Below are 16,212 nucleotides of genomic sequence, written 5' to 3'. Positions count from 1 at the left end.
TATGAGTACGCTTATCCTAAATAAAACAGCTTATTGCAAGTCTCCGTATGATGTATGGCTGGAGGAATTGAACGAACCGGTGGCCATGCTGACTTCAACCGATCGTGCGGATGAATGCAGAAATTATGATGTGATCGAAGCGTTTGACGATTATCCGGTTAATGGATGCATCGAAATACGTGCTTTGGAGCTGAATGAAACGTATCACTTTAAAACGATTATTGCATCATCAGAATTTGATATGTTGAGGGCGGGGAAGCTGAGGTCGCTTTTGGGTATAAAAGGGCAGTCTTACGAAAGCGCTCTGTTGTTCCGCAACAAAATATTAATGAAAGAGCAGGTCAGAAAAGCCGGTGTAAAGGTTCCGGACTTTAAGAAAATCGACTCGGCGGCCGACTTATATACGTTTGTTCAAACTTTCGGTTTTCCTGTGGTCGTTAAGCCTATTTGCGGATCGGGGTCTGTTGATACAACCGTTTTAAGGGATCGGCAGGACGTGTGGAATTTTCTTTCGAAAGGTCTTCCTGATCATCTGGAGGTTGAGTCGTTTATCGAAGGGGATATGTATCATATAGACGGTCTGATCCTTGATGGAGAGACTGTCCTCAGCTGGCCGTCGCGTTATATCAACGGATGTTTGGCTTTTCAAGAACAACAGTTTTTAGGCAGCCTCCAGCTTGAACGGGAAAATCCGCTCACCCGGCGGTTGACTGATTTTGTTCAAAAAGCGCTTGCTGCCCTTCCTGTTCCGGATATTACAACATTCCATGCTGAAGTGTTTCATACACCGGATGATGAACTGGTGTTTTGTGAAGTGGCCAGCAGAACCGGCGGCGCTATGGTCCGTGAAGCTACTGCGCAGACTTTCGGCTTTGATATCAATGAAGCGTGTGTTAAAGCGCAATGCGGCCTGGACTTTCATATTCCGGCGGTGAACAACAATCCGCACCGCCTAAGCGGCTGGCTGTTGATTCCACCAAAAGACGGCGTGCTGAAAGAAATCATGCCGGCACCAGCTACAGACTGGCTAGCGAAACAAAATATTTTCGCTCAAGCCGGAGACAGGTTCCACGGCTCGTCTTCCAGTGTAGACGCAATAGCAGGCTGTTTGATTACCGGGCACACAGAAGCCGAATTAAGCGGCCGCATCAGCCGACTTGCAACGTGGTTTCATGATCATACCGAATGGGAAAAGACTTCGGATGTTTGCGCAATTTAAAGCATTCAGCCGCCTTCACCCGTTGATCCGATTTTTGCTGATAGGCACGCTTGTCACAAAGGCGGCTAAGTCGATGACAACCCCGTTTTTGGCACTCTATCTTCATATGAAAACGGGAGCCGATTTTGGAACCATCGGGCTTGTGATCGGTTTCGGCTATTTTTCAAGCACTGTAGGAGGGGTAGTCGGAGGAGCGCTTTCAGATAAAATCGGCAGAAAAAAAGTGATGCTTTCATCCATTTTCATTTGGAGCTTTGTATTCATTCTTTTTGGACTTGTCCATGATTTCATGTGGTTTTTATTGCTAAATATTTTAAGCGGGCTTTGCCATTCGTGTTTTGAACCTGTGTCAAAGGCTTTGATGGCTGAGTTATCGGAACGGGAGATGAGATTCCGCATTTTCTCTTTGCGGTATTTGGCCATTAATATTGGAGCCGCTGTCGGACCTTTATTGGGCACTTATTTCGGTCTTGCCAAAACCGGAACGCCGTTTATCATCACAGGGCTTGTCTATTTTGGCTATGCTGCACTTTTAAGCTTGATGATGATTCGGCTGATCACGGTGAAAGAGACAAAAACCGCTTCTGAAAAAATTCAGGCAGGTTCCGTCTTGAAAACGTTAAAGCAAGACAAGGCTCTTCGATTTTACATAGCCGGCGGCATCCTTTTTTTGTTCAGCTATTCGCAAATGGAAAGTACTTTGCTGCAGTATTTAAATTACGACTTTGCAAACGGAGTTAAAATATTTTCGACTTTAATTACGTTAAACGCAGTGACGGTCATCCTTTTACAAGTGCCGCTCACCCGTTTATTTGAGAAGTATAAATCCTTAACAACAATATCAATTGGAACCGTTTTTTGCATGTTGGGGAATGTCGGTTTTTCTGTCGCAAATGGCTGGATTGTTTTTATGCTTTCGATGTTTGTTCTGACAATCGGCGAAATTTTATGTTTTCCTTCAATGAATGTCCTTTTGGACGAGCTTGCTCCGGATCATATGAAGGGCGCGTATTACGGCATGCAAAACTTATACAACATCGGTGAATTTTTAGGGCCTTGGCTGGGGGGAATGATGCTTGCCTTGTACGGGGGAAAAGCCGTCTTTCTCATTGCTGCGTGTTCAGTCTTCTTCGCTCTAGGTGCCTACCATCTGGGAAGGAGAAAGTTTTTATCTGCACAGCATCATGGTGTATCGCCTTTTTCTTATTGAAAATTTAGGCCGCTCATGCATGAATCATCAAGAATTCACCCAACCTATAAGGTAAAAAAGGAGATTGAATCATGGACACAACATTGGGCTACCTCCGTGAGTCACTGTCGAATCACCTTGAACACGGCATAGGACAAAACATTTACAGAAAAATCGTTTCCAGGCGATATGCCAATGAAGAAGAGTTTGTCGAGCACTTGGAGGAGCGGGAAATGGAATTTCTGAATCAAGTGCTTGAACATGAGATGAAATATGCGCTGAATGAACAGGACCATAAACGAACAAGAGAATTAAACGAAGTGTATGAACTGTTGTTTTGAAAGGCGGGCATGAACAATGGGTGCAATAGAGCGGAACGGATACACGTTTGAACCGGAATACAGCGTGACCAGACAAAACGGCGCCATCCATGTATACCGGCGCGGCCGGTTTGTCGAGGAGATTCCCTTTGAGTTTCACGGAGAGTTTCCAGAACATGATTTAATTGAAGAGCTTGTCAATCATTATTGCTATGAAAATAAAATATAAGGTTTGAAGAGGCTGCCGACGGGCGGCTTTTATTTTTGGATTTTGATATCTATCATCCGCTTGCAGTTTTTACAACGGCAGCAGAAAAGCTGCCATAAATATGACAGCTCATGCATCGCTATTTTTTCTTTTCATCGTAGTATTGAACAGGGTACATGGATCCTTCCGATACCATTTTGTTATCTTCGATATCATGCGGAGACGGATGGCCTGCTTTTTCAACCGGGAATGAATCTACGTTGTGTTTTTCCGAAAAGTAAGGGATCTTTTCTTTGACGCTTTGCAAGTACGATTTCAGTTTTTGTCTTCTTGTTTCGTCTTTGAGCATATATGCGGTGACTCCGGCGGCAACGGCGAGACCTGAGATCAGATTCTTTTGCTTCATGGTCATAACCCCTTTCTGATTAGGTGTTTGCAGATGTTATTCCCATGATGGCATCCGTTTAAACCAACTGATCGAGCGCTTCGTCTATATTCGTGGTCGGCTGTCTGCAGGCGAAGTTTTCACAAATATAGACAGTCGTTTTGTTATCGACTGCTTTGTATTCGGCCGCAAAGTCGGCAATCCCTTTGAAATCGTCAGGCGATTCTGCGGCGAGGACGGCGTAATTCAGCTGGAAAGCCTGCTGCAAAGTGCTTACGATCTTCTGTCTGTCCGGGTCATGGCGCTTTCCGAGCACAACGATTTCTTTTTGCGGCATGACATGGCTCAACAGGCCTTGGAGAAAGTTTGTATGGCCGCTCGGATAAGAGGAGACATCTCCATTGAATGCAGAAAACATTTTTGCCGCTTGATCATGGAGCGTTAAATCGCCGGTCAACCGACCAAGCCGGGACAGCTGCACGGCCAGGACGCCGTTTCCGGACGGGAGGGCGCCGTCGTATACTTCTTTATCACGCACGATCAAAGCCTCGGCATCGCTTCCCGTAAAATAAAAACCCCCGTGCTCTTCATCCCAGAACAGCCCCGTCATGTCCTCTGCGAGTTTTTTGGCTTTTCGCAAATCGGTTAAATCAAGTGATGCTTCATACAATTCGATGTAGGCCCACAGCAGGAAGGCGTAGTCATCGATAAACCCTTTATGTTTCACCTCGCCGTCACGGTAGCGGACCATGACGCGTCCGTCTTGAATCAATTTATTCTCGATGAACGCGACTGCAGCTCGCGCCATCTCCAAGTATTCGGGCGCATTGTAGACTTTCGCCGCTTTGGCAAGACCCGCGATCATCAGAGCGTTCCAAGATGTCAGCACTTTGTCGTCGACATGGGGATACGTTCTTTCCTGCCGTTTTTCAAAAAGTTTTATTCTCGCTTCTTCAAGCTTGTTCTGAAGCTCTTCATCTGTCAGCGCGAATTCATCCTTGATGTTTTCCAGCCTGGTGTAGATCAAGTTTGGGATATTGTGGCCTTCAAAATTCCCTTCTTGCGTGATGTTGTAAACAGCGCAATACAATTCGCCTAGTTCATCCCCGAGCGTTTCGAGGACTTCGTCTTTTGACCACACATAATATTTGCCTTCCACGCCTTCTGTGTCGGCATCAAGCGCTGAATAAAAAGCGCCTCTGTCATCGGTCATTTCGCGGCGGACAAATGTGATGATCTGCTCGGAAATCTGTTTATACCGTTCGTTTTTCGTGATTTGATAGGCTTCAGTATATGCGATCAGCAATAAAGCATTATCGTAAAGCATTTTTTCAAAGTGGGGAACGAGCCATTCGTCGTCTGTCGAATAGCGGGCGAACCCGTAGCCGACATGATCGTAAATGCCGCCGTTCGCCATGCTGTCCAACGTTTTCGTCACACTGTACAGCGCGTTCTCCTCGCCGCTGTATTGATGATAGCGAAGCAGAAATGCCAGCATATGGGGGATCGGAAATTTCGGTGCGCTTCCGAAACCGCCGTACGCCGCATCGAAGCTGTTGATCAGCTGTTGATACGTCCGTCTCAACATGTCTTCGCCGAGCGAATCGCCGGCATCGCTTTTCGCTTTGATTCTCAGGTTGTTGGCGGCTTTTTCAGCAATATCCTCAACATGTTCCCGGTTGTTCGCAAAAGTATCGGAAAGCTGCTTCACCACCTCAACAAATCCCGGCCGGTTAAACCTGCTCGTCTTCGGAAAATATGTACCCGCATAAAACGGCTTCTGATCAGGCGTTAAAAACACGTTCAGCGGCCAGCCGCCCTGCCCCGTCATCATCTGGCAGATCGTCATATAAATTGAATCCACATCAGGCCGCTCCTCGCGGTCCACTTTAATAGAGACGAATTTTTCATTCAGGAGCTTCGCAACTTCTTCATCTTCGAAGCTTTCATGAGCCATGACATGGCACCAATGACAAGTCGAATAACCGATGCTGACAAGTACCGGCTTGTTTTCGTGTTTCGCTTTTTCGAAGGCTTCTTCGCCCCAGGGGTACCAGTCGACGGGGTTGTGGGCGTGTTGGAGTAAGTATGGTGACTTCTCAGCGATTAATCTATTGGGTTTACTTTTGTTTGGCATGGGATCACCTTCTTCCTAGAATTAGTGTATATTTAACTTAACACATTTTTTCAAAAATAATCCCTGTTTCTTTATACAGCTGACTGTTCTTTAGTATTGTACTTAGGAATGCGTATTACCCCCGAAGCAGTTAGAACGCCCAATATAACTAACACAGCCCCAATAACTTGCAATGCCTTTATCGGTGTTCCAACAGCAAATGAAATAATCATCGTTACAACGGGAACAAGGTTGAAAAATAAAGATGTTTTACTTGCCCCAATCTCCTTAATCCCTTGATTCCACCATAGGTAACCCAAAACACTTGTAAAGAAAGCCATAAAGGCAATTGCTCCCCAAACTCCAATCGGGATGTTCGGTAAAGAAGCAGGATTGGATGTAAATAAGGAAGCTACTATTAAACTAACAGCACCGATAACCATCGTATAAGTGGTTGTAGATAGCGGAGTTCCATCCTTTACAAACCGACGTCCAATTACACCATAAAGTGCCCAACAAACGTTACCTGTAAAGATTATTAAGTCTCCGCCTGAAATTGATAAGGTTTTAATGGTTTCGATAGAACCTTGTGTAATAACTAACAATACACCGATGAAAGCAAAGAATATACCGAGCACTTGTTTTTTTGTCATTTTGTCCTTTAAGATAATTCGAGCGAGAATTGCTGTTAATAAAGGATTCAGCCCCATTATTAATGCTCCGTTAACGGGAGATGTATATTTCAAACCAACAAAAAACAATGCATTAAATCCAAAGATCCCTATAATTCCAAGAACAATGTATGAAACGGCGTTTTTCCGTAATTGACTCTTGTTTATACCTTCAGTAAAAATCAAAATGATGAGCATCACTGCAGCCGCTAAACCGAAACGCCATGCCGCAGAAGACGAGGGAGAAAAATATCCAACTGTATATTTTGCAAGATTAAAAGTAGCTCCCGTGAAAATAGAGAAACCAAGTAACATCATGTATATATTTAAATGTTTCATTTGTTTTCCACTTCCTCTTTCAAAATTGAATAATATGTATCCAATTTTCCTTTTGTAGTAGAAATCACTTCTTCCAGCTCCCTTTTTTTAATTTCCATTTTCTCTAAGTGTTTGGTTAAAATCTCAATACGTTTATTTATAGATGGGGAGAGTTGTGCCGATTTAACATCCGAACTGATTTTTTCCAAAATGCATCCGTCTTTGACAAACTCATTAATATCCTCCAAAGACATACCTGTTTCCTTTAAACTTTTCAGGAATAACATGAACTGAATATCAGTCTCCGTATAAAAACGCCTTCCGCTGTTTTTTCGTTTTGGTGGTGGAAGTAACCCAATCTTTTCATAATATCTTAATGTATACGAACTAATACTAGTCTTCTCAGCAGCTTTACTAATGGAATACAACAAACATCATCCCTCTCATTTGATTAAAGTTAGTTTACAACTTAGAGTTAACTCTAAGTCAAGCAAATAAAAAAACCTGCTACCGCATGGTTACGGATGACAGGTTTTAAAAAATGAATGACATAAAAGGTAAACTGTATTATTTGAACAAATGGCATTATCGTTTAAAATGGCTGCTGTTATCTTTTAATGATGTTCCACACGAGTTGATTATCCCGGGCTATTAATGACAAGTCGAATAGCCGATGCTGGCAAGTATCGGCTTTTTTCGTGTTTCGTTTTTTGAAAAGGGTTCCAGTCGACGGGGTTGTGGGCGTGTTGGTGTAAGTATGGTGACCTCTAAGAAAACTAATTGCAATCGCGCCAAGAGGCTTTGCAACCAGCTTAATTCCAAACTTCCTCATATTTTATATCCCGTTCCAGTTTTAATGTTATAGGGTGTTTGGGGTCTTCTTCTATTTTTTCTCTAATTTTTGTAATGTGCACCATCATATTATTGTCCGATTTCAAAAAGTCTTCCTTCCATCGACCTGGCACACAGCAATCTCTCTAAAGCGGGATTCGGCAGCCAGGTATCGGATATGACAGAACCGGCTCTGGAAAGCCTTGAAACATTAGCCGGCAATCAAAAGCGATTCGATTTTTTCTTTATCGATGCAGACAAAGGAAATTATGAACATTACCTGGCGTATTGCATCAAATTGGCGGAACCTGGCGCTATAATCGTTGCCGATAACGTACTTGCAGGGGGAAGTATAGGAGACGATGATGCTACACCGAAGCGTCATACCGAATCCATGAAGAAATTCAATCAAGCGGTCGCCGCCCATCCTCAATTAGAATACCTGTCGATGCCGATCGGCGATGGGATGACCGTTTCAAGAGTGAAAAAAGAACCGATTTGCGACTGAGTTTGATTGCTGTAATCTTGTTAAAGAGCAAATAAAGGTGCTAAAACTGTATTTTAAAGGAAGACCAAACTATCCAATCATATAGGAGGGGACTTCCAGTAAGAAAATTGGTAGGACGTATAGCAAATGCACAAAGCACAATCTTGTTTTTTCACTTCGCTTCTTCCCTTAAAGGGGACCGCCAAAAGATTGTGGGTGTGTTAAGTATATCTTCGATAGGGCGGCTGTTGTCGCTGTATTATCGTTTTTGATCTGGAATTTAAAGGTCTTTTAAACATATATTATTAGGGGGATTTTGAAGGTACACAGTTTATGTGAATAGAATAATTTCTATGTTGAGAAGACATGTTGAAAGGTAAGTTATGTTAAAATAGGAAATACAGGTTTGCTATTTTAATTGTAACCGCTATTTATTATTGTTTATTATTGGACACATCTTAAAACTTGATTTTTGGAAAGACGAAATACAAAAAAGTGGGGGAAATATTATGAACTTACTTTTAAAACAAAATAATAAAGCATATTGCAGCAGTCGCTTCGAGAATCATCGTTTTGCACTTCTTAGTTTGAAAGATATTTATTCGATTGAGGAATTAATAAATACCATGTAGGCTCCAATTTTAATATAGTAGCTAGTATACGAATAAAGATAACGTTAAATTTGTTTGCTGTGATTACTTAAAATGTACAGGATAGAGGTTTTTAATATGACGGCTTCTTTTAAAGGTTTTTTTAAGGACGTAAAACTACAATGTTCTCGATGTGGAAAAGAAATAAATGAAAATGATGAGATGACTGTAGCTATTAGAATGCCGAATAAAAGGCGGATGCCTGTCGGTCCTTTAGACAGAGTGTTATCTAAATTTGCTCACGAAATTTTATGTACCAAGTGTAAATAGGAAGATTTAATAGTTGTCGCAAGTCAAGAATTAACAGAACATCATCTGACTAGTTACTGATTCGGTGACTAGTTTTTTTAATACCTGAAACCGAAATGCCACCACAATCTAAAATCGGAATATGGATAGATTCAGTTCATAAAATGTTGAAGGGGACATGCTCTTAACAAATTTACAAAAGGTGCTTTTTTAAAAATTCAACTATTCATAAACGAAAAATTGTGATGGTTGCGATTATGACCATGACTCCCGTTCATATGCAGTGCCACGGACACAGCTTGGAGATGTCGGGATCGTGATAGGTTTTCATAGTCAATGTATCTTCCATCACTTGTCACAGGGGTTCTTGTTGACAAAATTGGCCGGACAGCCATGAGCATCGCCTCAGGAGTAACCTTACTGCTCGCTGGTGCAGTGGTGGCGCTGGATCCCTTTATTGATCGTTGCCCTCAACACGTGCGAAAGGGCAAGGAATGCATGATGTTTTGATCGCATTGGCGGGAGGGCTGTTATCCCTGGCTCTGATTCCATCCGTCATTTGGTCGCGAAGAAAAACAGACACTCAAAAAGGGTAGGAAAAGAATCCATCGATATGAGGCCTATCGGACATCGCCGCCGGGCTTTCTTAATTTAAAAACGATAAAATCAGGACATCTGAAATCTTCTGCAAATGACGGATATTTTTTCAGTATTTCTTCTGATGGCTTTGGTTCTACTATGCTTTCGAGCACGAAGCCCGTTTTCCTCAAAGTGTTAATATAGCTCGTCAAGGTTCTATGGAAGAACAGCATATTCTCCCGATCGCCAAGCTTTTGTTCGTATGTACCTTCATAAAAATACCGGTCTACATTCCAATGCAGTTTTTTTCCGTCTTTTGTTTTTTCCCAGCCGCTTTCCGGCGTAATGAAGCAGGGATGCAAAATTGAAAAAATAAAAAATCCGCGGTCTGTCAGCAGCCGATGCATTTCCTGAAACGCTTTTTCATAATCCGCAAGGTCTTGCATGACCATATTCGATATAATTAAATCAAAGCTTTTGTCTTCTAACATATTCAGGTCTTCACAGTTCCCGTGCTGATACTCAATCGGCAAATCATCCGGCGTTCTTTCCTTGGCAATGTCGATCATTCTCGGCGAGTAATCGACAGCCGTTACATTGGCTCCGGCCTTGGCCAGCAGCCTGCTGAAATACCCTTCACCGCACCCGGCATCGAGCACACGTTGATTCTTTACCGTTTCAATGAGAGAAAAAATAGCAGGATTTAAAAACACTTCTTTGTGGATGTCTCCAAGTTCGGTATGATTGGCGGCATACGCATCGGCAAATCGATTCCATCTTTGAATGGCTTCTTCTGTGCCAATTTTCTTTGTCATATTTCTCCTCCTTTTCAAAGTCTGTTTATTCATTTAACACGATATCCCCTGATCATAAAACTGATCAATTTTTTCAAAGACCCTTTGAATAAGGGTATTAGAGATAAAAGGATTTAACAAAACGGCACGGAGCCAGCGGTTTCCCCTATATGCAGGCAATGAAAAGAAGACGTTTTCTTCATTCAACAAAAACTGCTGCAATTCGAGATTCCAGTTATCCCATTGAGCTTCATCAAGGTGATGCGGGATCCCTCTAAAGCAGACAACGTTTGTATCCGGCTCGCTGGACAGTTCGAGATAATGGCGCTGTTTCACCTGCTTGGTAAACTCGTCTTTTAATGCGAGGCTTTCATGCAACAGCTCCCTGTAGCCTTTTAATCCAATGTGCTGAAGCGATAAATATAACTTTAGGATATCCGCATGCCGCGTGCCCTGCACACTGATTTCGCCCAAGTTAGCAAAGGCTGTTTCATTCATATAAGGGGCGGAAATGCGAAAACCGGTTTCCAAAACGCCGTGATTTTTGAATAAAACCATTGCACAAGTCTTCGCAATGTACATCCATTTTTGCGGATTGAATGTGATGGAATCTGCCATTTCGATTCCGTTCAGCTTATCGCGGTAAGCTTCTGAAAAAATGAGTGCTCCTCCGTATGCCGCGTCGACATGCAGCCATAATCCGTTTTCCTTTGCGATGTCAGCGATCGATCGAATGGGATCAATGCTTCCTGTGACTGTCGTTCCGGCCGTGGCTGCGATTGCAAAAGGAATCTTGCCTTCATTTTTTGCCTGCTTGATTTTCTTTCTTAAATCGTCAAGATCCATTTTCGAATCGCTGCTGCTTTTCACCGGGATTACGCTGGAGGTACCCAGTCCCAACAGCATCGCTGCTTTATGTAAGGAAGTATGGCTGACGTCTGAAGCAAAGATGACCGGCTGTCCGGAAAGACCGAATAACCCCGATTCCTTTACCTTCAATTGATCGTTTCGTGCTGCTGCGAGCGCTTGAAGATTCGCGAGGCTTCCGCCGCTTGTCATCACACCCCCTGAGTTGTCGTCATATCCAAACATACGGGCAATGGTGCCCAAAAGCTGTACTTCCATCTTCGAAAAGACAGGCGACATTTCAAGGCTCAGCATATTGTTATTGATTGAAGTGCTGACGAATTCGCCCAGACAAGACATTAGAGTCGGTATGGAATCCATATGCCCCATATAATTCGGGCCTAGAGGATTCATGGAGTTTTTTACAATCGCCTGCAACTTTTTTAAGAGCTCTTCTAATTCGATTCCGGTCTCGGGTATATCGCCGTAATGTGATGATTCCGGAGAAGGCAAAGTGCGGTGATTTCCGGCGTTGCTTGTGTGCTCAATGACAAATTTGACGATTTGATCAACAAGAATCGATATTTCCTTAATATTCTGTCCGTTCGGATCGATAAAAGTGTTACTGGGCAAAAAGGATAGTTTCATAGTTCACACGCTGCTTTCTTTCACATTTTTTCTCAATTATAGCATTTTGATTTTGGCGTATCATGGTTGATTGCTGAGTATATAAGGTTCGAAGGAAAAAAATAATGTGGTGACAGAAGCTGCTATGACGCCGGTCACAAGACATTTGAGCATGTCTATCGACAGAAGCCCGACACCACGCCGCGTTCTCTTTGGTTCATGTGAGCGTCGCTAAACAATAGGTAGCTTATCGCCGATCATAAAAGTAAGGATATTGATGCAAAAGGATAGATGAATGGAGTTTTTTGAAAATGGAATTTAACGAGCTTATCGAAACGCGTCACTCTGCAAATAATTTTCTGGAAGATGTTCAAATTACGGTGAAAGATTTGGAGCCTATCTTTGAGGATATCAAGCTAGCGCCTTCAGCGTTCAATTTGCAGCACGCAGAGTATAAAGTGGTATTGGAGAAGGATTTAAAAGAAAAAATCAGGGAAGCTGCGAGCGGCCAATATAAAGTGCATTCAGCCTCTGCCGTGATTTTAGTGACGGGAGACCGCTACGCCTACCGGCAAACGGAAAAAATCAACGAAGGCATGAGGGATTTAGGAATTATTAAGGACTTTGAGCTGCAGGAAATGGTTGAAAACAATACCCAATTTTACGAGACGCGCGGGGAGCCATTCATGAAGGAAGAAGCGATTCGCAATGCTTCTCTTTCTGCGATGATGTTTATGCTTGCCGCCAAAAACCGGGGGTGGGACACATGCCCAATGATCGGATTTGACAGCGATCAGGTCCGCGAGTTGCTCGAGATCCCGGATACACATGAAATCGTCCTCATGATTACGATCGGCAAAGAAAAAGAAAGCAGCCGACGCTTGAGAGGATATCGCAAGCCGGTTAATGAATTTGTTTCTTTCTATTAAAAAAAGGAGAGGGCGCCTTAAGACAGGCAGCCCTCTTTATCATTTTTCCCCGCGGTGAGACAGTACTTCGACTAAGTGGTCAAGATCAAGCTTAAGGTGGCGAATCATCGCTTTTGATGCCTGCTCGTCGTCTCTTTGTTTCATATGGCGGAAAATTTCCCGATGCTGCTCCAAAATGGCTTCAGCCCGTTTTTCTCCTTCAAAATTCAAAATGCGGAAATAATAAATTAATCCTTCCAAATCGTTGAGCTGCTTCCGCAATAGACTGTTTCGTGTATATTGGATAATTAAGTCGTGAAATGTATCATTTAATTGGATAATTGTGTTTTGATCCTTGGATTGAAGGATGGCTTCCTCCGTTTTTTGCAAAACGTCTTCAATCGTTTTCAGTTCCTCTGCCGTTGCAATTCTTGCCGTCAATCCCGCAGCGAATGATTCAAGCGCCGTTCTGCAAAAATAGATTTCTTCAACGTCCTTGATTGTCGGCTGATAGACCTTCACTCTTGAGTCGATGACGATGAGCCCCTCTTTTTCCAGAACTCTGATCGCTTCTCTCAAAGGGCTTTTGCTGACGCCGAGCTCCTTAGCTAACTTCGCTTCGGCGATTCGTTCACCGGGCTTTAATTTCCCTTCAAATATCATTCGCTTAATCGCATGGTAGGATTGTTCATAAAACGGTTTTGGTTTTTCAATCACGCTTCTCATCCTCGTATTCGTTTTCATTTCGTATTTTACCACAGGTTCCTTCGTGATCTCCCGCTATAGCCATTCCAAGTTAATTAAAATAAGAGAATGAACCCTGAAACGGCGGGAGTTAAAAATAAACCCGATTTCAAGACGACTTTCGGCAGGACATTGGTGAATTTAGCTCCGACATAAGCGCCGCACATCGTACCGATCAAGATTTTGACCAACAGAACATAATCGACGAAGCCTTCTGAAATATAGCCCGCCCCACCGCCTAACGAGAGCGGAATAATGACGAGCATCGTCGTTCCTACGGAATGGCGAATAGACAGGTTCAGCATCATCATCAACCCGATTTGAATAAAAGGCGCCGAGCCGATTCCGAACGTTCCGGACAGGATGCCGGCTACGATTCCCAATAAACTGGCCTTGATCCAAAAGGCAAGGTTCGTTTCCTGGTCAGCTTCTTTTTCTTGCAAAAAGAATAATCTGATTAAAATCAGAATGGCCGATAAGAATAACATTCCTGCGGTCATATAGTGCAATGAACTTGAAGGTATCAGAGAAGTCAGCTTAGCTCCTGCAAAGGATCCTATTGCAGCAAAACAGCCGACGGTTAAGCCGATTTTCAGCTTGATATTTCCTTCGCGAAAGTGGCTGTACGTTCCTGATAAGCTCGTAAAAGCCATACCGGCCAGAGATGTTCCCAATGCTGTATGAATCGGAATGTGAAACATCATCGTTAACAGTGCGATGACGAATCCGGCTCCGCCGGCCCCGACAAAGCCAAGCACAAGACCTAATAAAAACATAACCAACACAATCAACATGTTGCTTCTTCCCCTTTATGAATAACTGATTTCGCATCATCTGAGGGTCGACGGTATCTGGTCGACCAAAATCAATGATAACATCTTACTCTATTATTTCCATATTGACAAGAGAGCCAGGAAGGCGTATGTCGTCTACTTTTATTTTTTTAGCCAAGTGAAAGACATTCCTGTTGACAATCAGTCTATTTGTAATTATGATAGTTACATCAAGTGTAACGTTTTTTGTTACAGTTCGACATTAAAACATTAGGAGGAATTTGATTATGAAAATGTTAGTAACAGGAGCAACTGGAAAATTAGGATCGAAAGTTGTGAAAAAACTGCTGGAAACTGTACCGGCGGATCAGTTGGCGGTCAGCGTGCGCAATCCGGAAAAAGCGGAAGCGCTGCAGGCGCGAGGAGTCGATGTGCGTCAAGGGGATTTTGACCGCTCGGAAACATTGGCATCCGCATTTCAAGGCGTTGACCGTCTGCTGATCATCTCTGCCGATGGAGACAATGAGACGAGAATCCGTCAGCACGGCAATGCGGTAGCCGCCGCAGAACGCGCGGGAGTTCGGTTTATCGCTTATACGAGTATTGCGAATGCCCGCGAAAGCAAAAACTTCCTTGCGCCTACTCACAAAGCAACTGAAGAAGCGATTTTGAAAACGGGGATTCCATACTCCTTCTTGCGCAATAACTGGTACTTGGAAAATGAAATGTCGAGTATTCAAGGTGTTTTGGCGGGAGCCCCTTGGGTGACGTCAGCAGAGAACGGCAAGGTGGGCTGGGCGCTGCAGCAGGATTACGCGGATGCAGCGGCAGCGGTTCTGTCCGGCGAAGGCCACGAAAACACCGTCTACGAACTTTCAGGCAAACTATTAACTCAGGAAGAAATCGCTTCAGCCCTTGGAGAAGTATTGGGCAAAGAAGTATCCGTTCAGCATGTTGACGATGCTGCCTATCGCGATATCATGAAAAATGCGGGTGTACCGGATTTTCTGATTCCGATGGTTGTCGAAATCCAAAAAGGCATTCGTGAAGGCACACTTGAAGTCGAAAGCGATGATTTTGAAAAAGTGCTCGGCCGTCCGCTCACTCCAATTAAAGAAGGATTGGCTCAAATCGTTGCAAAAATCTCAGAAGCGAAATAATTAACGGCATTCGAAAGAGTGATGAACAAGATTACAGTGTTCATCACTCTTTCTTTAAAGATAGATAACTAAAAAACTCACCACAATCACCGCGCATACCTTATAGCCCAAATTCTTTTTATTAAATAAGTAAAAAATCGACTGGATTCCAGAGCTAATGATGAAGGCGTAAAAAAAGTGTTCAAATGTAAAGTGAAATCCGCGAAATATAAATTGCATGAAAAGGGCGATACCGGTCAGGTAAAACCAGCCGTGATCATCTAACATTTTTTTATATTCGGATTTAGCTTCATCAGTGGAAGATATAGAAACAGATTCAGTTGACAGCTCTCTTTTTAAAGATAAAAAGCCGGCTGCGAGAACCGAGACCCCTAAAATAAATAGAATAATTGCTTCGAACATTGAATACCTCCGTTTCGACTAACAATAAAAATCCGTCGGGGACGACCATTTTGAATCTTTACAAATATGCACCTGACCGTTATTTGATCTTTTGTTGCTGTATTAAACTTACGGCCACAAGCATGGCGGTGCCGAGTAAGGCAACCGGAAGAAACCATCCGCCAAATCCGCTTCCCCAATCTAAAGCGATTGACACAGATTCCATTAATATGAGAGAAAAAATGATTAAACATGCATTTTTTAAGCGGTTGATCAACTTTCGGCTGAGCAGGTAGAAGTCTTCAGCATTTGATTCATTCAGACGCTTTGGATGATTATGAATCTCAGGGTGCTTTTCTAAGAATTGCATGAACAGAAGGATAAGTAATCCGATTCCCGGCAATATCAAAAGCTCCCATTTTGATCCCCAGCGATCGACTTCACCGAGTGCGTTGTAATGTGCAGGCACTTTTTCGGGGAGTGCTCCCCAGACAGCGGCCAAAAAGATAATTGATCCCAGGTAAAAGAAATAGCCAAATGCGTTCCAAACCCGTTCCCCTTTTGTCTTTTTAATTTTAATGTGAGTACCGTTAGCTCTGTTTGGCATATGTGATCTCTCCTTTAGTTTTAAATACGGTTTAACCCATGAAAAAGTTCGGGATTTTTGCCTGTTGGAATAAGGTATATTTGCGATCAGTCCAGGCAATGTTAAGGGAATGTAAATCATCAGCCGGCAATGTTAAGTTATTGTAAATTT

16 protein-coding genes and 4 pseudogenes are annotated in these 16,212 nt (G+C 43.1%); 8 read left to right on the top strand and 12 right to left on the bottom strand.

The annotated features are described in order from the left end of the window. Position 1 precedes the first annotated feature (1 nt). From M1E06_RS20485 to M1E06_RS20470, 4 genes are all read left to right on the top strand, one after another. Positions 2-1,219 (top strand): ATP-grasp domain-containing protein, encoded by a 1,218-nt coding sequence (locus M1E06_RS20485; protein WP_020449943.1) that lies wholly within the window; start codon positions 2-4, stop codon positions 1,217-1,219. Then, positions 1,203-2,429 (top strand): MDR family MFS transporter, encoded by a 1,227-nt coding sequence (locus M1E06_RS20480; protein ID WP_020449944.1) that lies wholly within the window; start codon positions 1,203-1,205, stop codon positions 2,427-2,429. Before M1E06_RS20485 ends, M1E06_RS20480 begins: the two co-directional genes overlap by 17 nt. A 71-nt stretch (positions 2,430-2,500) precedes the next feature. After that, positions 2,501-2,749 carry a hypothetical protein gene (locus M1E06_RS20475; protein WP_020449945.1) on the top strand — a complete coding sequence of 83 codons (249 nt, stop codon included), beginning with the start codon at positions 2,501-2,503 and terminating at the stop codon, positions 2,747-2,749. Positions 2,750-2,765: 16 nt separating this feature from the next. Continuing rightward, the gene (locus tag M1E06_RS20470) at positions 2,766-2,957 is read left to right on the top strand and encodes a YbxH family protein (protein WP_003178500.1); all 192 of its coding nucleotides are present in this window, start codon (positions 2,766-2,768) and stop codon (positions 2,955-2,957) included. A gap of 118 nt (positions 2,958-3,075) precedes the next feature. On the opposite strand, the gene M1E06_RS20465 is transcribed toward M1E06_RS20470, so the two are convergent. The 6 genes and pseudogenes from M1E06_RS20465 to M1E06_RS20440 form a co-directional block, all read right to left on the bottom strand. After that, positions 3,076-3,342 carry a hypothetical protein gene (locus tag M1E06_RS20465; protein ID WP_020449946.1) on the bottom strand — a complete coding sequence of 89 codons (267 nt, stop codon included), beginning with the start codon at positions 3,340-3,342 and terminating at the stop codon, positions 3,076-3,078. 58 nt (positions 3,343-3,400) lie between these two features. After that, positions 3,401-5,458 (bottom strand): thioredoxin domain-containing protein, encoded by a 2,058-nt coding sequence (locus M1E06_RS20460; RefSeq protein ID WP_050820847.1) that lies wholly within the window; start codon positions 5,456-5,458, stop codon positions 3,401-3,403. Positions 5,459-5,529: 71 nt separating this feature from the next. Beyond that, on the bottom strand, positions 5,530-6,447 hold the full coding sequence (locus tag M1E06_RS20455) for a DMT family transporter (RefSeq protein ID WP_020449948.1): 918 nt from the start codon (positions 6,445-6,447) through the stop codon (positions 5,530-5,532). Beyond that, complete coding sequence (locus tag M1E06_RS20450) at positions 6,444-6,857, bottom strand: MerR family transcriptional regulator (protein WP_050820846.1); 414 nt, start codon at positions 6,855-6,857, stop codon at positions 6,444-6,446. The genes M1E06_RS20455 and M1E06_RS20450 overlap by 4 nt, the downstream gene beginning before the upstream one ends. A 223-nt stretch (positions 6,858-7,080) precedes the next feature. Beyond that, positions 7,081-7,193 (bottom strand): annotated as a pseudogene (locus M1E06_RS20445) (DUF255 domain-containing protein); the annotation flags it as partial. Positions 7,194-7,254: 61 nt separating this feature from the next. Then, a pseudogene (locus tag M1E06_RS20440) lies at positions 7,255-7,379 on the bottom strand (winged helix-turn-helix domain-containing protein); the annotation flags it as partial. Between the two features lie 5 nt (positions 7,380-7,384). Between M1E06_RS20440 and M1E06_RS20435 the strand changes: the two are divergent. Continuing rightward, positions 7,385-7,765 (top strand): annotated as a pseudogene (locus M1E06_RS20435) (O-methyltransferase); the annotation flags it as partial. A gap of 1,114 nt (positions 7,766-8,879) precedes the next feature. Next, positions 8,880-9,239 (top strand): annotated as a pseudogene (locus tag M1E06_RS20430) (MFS transporter); the annotation flags it as partial. A 24-nt stretch (positions 9,240-9,263) separates the two neighbouring features. On the opposite strand, the gene M1E06_RS20425 reads toward M1E06_RS20430, so the two are convergent. Continuing rightward, a complete protein-coding gene (locus tag M1E06_RS20425) occupies positions 9,264-10,037 on the bottom strand; it encodes a class I SAM-dependent methyltransferase (RefSeq protein WP_041817140.1) in 774 nt (257 codons plus the stop codon). Between the two features lie 33 nt (positions 10,038-10,070). Continuing rightward, positions 10,071-11,510, bottom strand: coding sequence for a pyridoxal phosphate-dependent decarboxylase family protein (locus M1E06_RS20420; RefSeq protein ID WP_079289387.1), 1,440 nt, complete (start codon positions 11,508-11,510; stop codon positions 10,071-10,073). A gap of 290 nt (positions 11,511-11,800) precedes the next feature. Here M1E06_RS20420 and M1E06_RS20415 point away from each other — a divergent pair, with 290 nt between their 5' ends. After that, positions 11,801-12,418, top strand: coding sequence for a nitroreductase family protein (locus M1E06_RS20415; RefSeq protein WP_020449953.1), 618 nt, complete (start codon positions 11,801-11,803; stop codon positions 12,416-12,418). A gap of 39 nt (positions 12,419-12,457) precedes the next feature. On the opposite strand, the gene M1E06_RS20410 is transcribed toward M1E06_RS20415, so the two are convergent. Both M1E06_RS20410 and M1E06_RS20405 read right to left on the bottom strand, forming a co-directional pair. After that, the gene (locus M1E06_RS20410; protein ID WP_039073258.1) at positions 12,458-13,123 is read right to left on the bottom strand and encodes a GntR family transcriptional regulator; all 666 of its coding nucleotides are present in this window, start codon (positions 13,121-13,123) and stop codon (positions 12,458-12,460) included. Positions 13,124-13,197: 74 nt separating this feature from the next. After that, positions 13,198-13,935 carry a sulfite exporter TauE/SafE family protein gene (locus M1E06_RS20405; protein ID WP_020449955.1) on the bottom strand — a complete coding sequence of 246 codons (738 nt, stop codon included), beginning with the start codon at positions 13,933-13,935 and terminating at the stop codon, positions 13,198-13,200. 266 nt (positions 13,936-14,201) lie between these two features. On the opposite strand from M1E06_RS20405, the gene M1E06_RS20400 reads away from it, so the two are divergent. Beyond that, positions 14,202-15,074, top strand: coding sequence for an SDR family oxidoreductase (locus M1E06_RS20400; protein ID WP_025810863.1), 873 nt, complete (start codon positions 14,202-14,204; stop codon positions 15,072-15,074). A 54-nt stretch (positions 15,075-15,128) separates the two neighbouring features. On the opposite strand, the gene M1E06_RS20395 is transcribed toward M1E06_RS20400, so the two are convergent. Then, positions 15,129-15,476 carry a hypothetical protein gene (locus tag M1E06_RS20395; RefSeq protein ID WP_035337402.1) on the bottom strand — a complete coding sequence of 116 codons (348 nt, stop codon included), beginning with the start codon at positions 15,474-15,476 and terminating at the stop codon, positions 15,129-15,131. A 79-nt stretch (positions 15,477-15,555) separates the two neighbouring features. Beyond that, a complete protein-coding gene (locus M1E06_RS20390) occupies positions 15,556-16,062 on the bottom strand; it encodes a DUF1648 domain-containing protein (RefSeq protein ID WP_025810861.1) in 507 nt (168 codons plus the stop codon). Positions 16,063-16,212: the final 150 nt, after the last annotated feature.

The organism is Bacillus sp. AK124 (assembly GCF_053903085.1).
This window is presented reverse-complemented; position numbering and strand designations above follow the sequence as displayed.

Bases quoted from the DNA above. Each gene is read 5' to 3' on its own strand.
- M1E06_RS20475 (WP_020449945.1), top strand. From the start codon at position 2,501: ATGGACACAACATTGGGCTACCTCCGTGAGTCACTGTCGAATCACCTT.
- M1E06_RS20395 (WP_035337402.1), bottom strand. From the start codon at position 15,476: ATGTTCGAAGCAATTATTCTATTTATTTTAGGGGTCTCGGTTCTCGCA.
- M1E06_RS20470 (WP_003178500.1), top strand. From the start codon at position 2,766: ATGGGTGCAATAGAGCGGAACGGATACACGTTTGAACCGGAATACAGC.
- M1E06_RS20400 (WP_025810863.1), top strand. From the start codon at position 14,202: ATGAAAATGTTAGTAACAGGAGCAACTGGAAAATTAGGATCGAAAGTT.
- M1E06_RS20390 (WP_025810861.1), bottom strand. From the start codon at position 16,062: ATGCCAAACAGAGCTAACGGTACTCACATTAAAATTAAAAAGACAAAA.
- M1E06_RS20455 (WP_020449948.1), bottom strand. From the start codon at position 6,447: ATGAAACATTTAAATATATACATGATGTTACTTGGTTTCTCTATTTTC.
- M1E06_RS20485 (WP_020449943.1), top strand. From the start codon at position 2: ATGAGTACGCTTATCCTAAATAAAACAGCTTATTGCAAGTCTCCGTAT.
- M1E06_RS20410 (WP_039073258.1), bottom strand. From the start codon at position 13,123: ATGAGAAGCGTGATTGAAAAACCAAAACCGTTTTATGAACAATCCTAC.
- M1E06_RS20425 (WP_041817140.1), bottom strand. From the start codon at position 10,037: ATGACAAAGAAAATTGGCACAGAAGAAGCCATTCAAAGATGGAATCGA.
- M1E06_RS20480 (WP_020449944.1), top strand. From the start codon at position 1,203: ATGTTTGCGCAATTTAAAGCATTCAGCCGCCTTCACCCGTTGATCCGA.
- M1E06_RS20420 (WP_079289387.1), bottom strand. From the start codon at position 11,510: ATGAAACTATCCTTTTTGCCCAGTAACACTTTTATCGATCCGAACGGA.
- M1E06_RS20465 (WP_020449946.1), bottom strand. From the start codon at position 3,342: ATGAAGCAAAAGAATCTGATCTCAGGTCTCGCCGTTGCCGCCGGAGTC.
- M1E06_RS20405 (WP_020449955.1), bottom strand. From the start codon at position 13,935: ATGTTGATTGTGTTGGTTATGTTTTTATTAGGTCTTGTGCTTGGCTTT.
- M1E06_RS20415 (WP_020449953.1), top strand. From the start codon at position 11,801: ATGGAATTTAACGAGCTTATCGAAACGCGTCACTCTGCAAATAATTTT.
- M1E06_RS20460 (WP_050820847.1), bottom strand. From the start codon at position 5,458: ATGCCAAACAAAAGTAAACCCAATAGATTAATCGCTGAGAAGTCACCA.